Origin of the sequence: Stenotrophomonas sp. AS012628, from assembly GCF_010608305.1 — a bacterium.
Classification (GTDB): domain Bacteria; phylum Pseudomonadota; class Gammaproteobacteria; order Xanthomonadales; family Xanthomonadaceae; genus Stenotrophomonas; species Stenotrophomonas geniculata.
Map to the genome: position 1 here is coordinate 1 of NZ_VMBJ01000225.1, position 238 is coordinate 238.

1 protein-coding gene is annotated in these 238 nt (G+C 68.5%); it reads right to left on the reverse strand.

Annotation, left to right across the window (positions count from 1 at the left end):
• The coding region (locus G5A07_RS21700) for a TolC family protein (protein ID WP_191864019.1) at window positions 1–238 on the reverse strand (238 nt) is incomplete at both ends.

Sequence of the window (238 nt, forward strand, 5' to 3'; positions counted from 1 at the left end):
GGTTCGCCGGGATCCCGGAACCCAGCAGCAGGACCAGTGCATTCTGGTCCTGGGCTACCAGGCGGGTGTACTGCGCCAGGGTCGCGCGGGCGCCTTCCACGGCGGTCTGCGCCTGGCGCAGGTCGAGCGCGGAGGCGACGCCGACGTCGTAGCTGCGCTGGGTCAGGTCGAAACTCTTCTGGTAGGTGCCCAGGGTGTCCTTGGTCAGTTGCAACTGCGCCTGGTCGGCCTTCAGCGT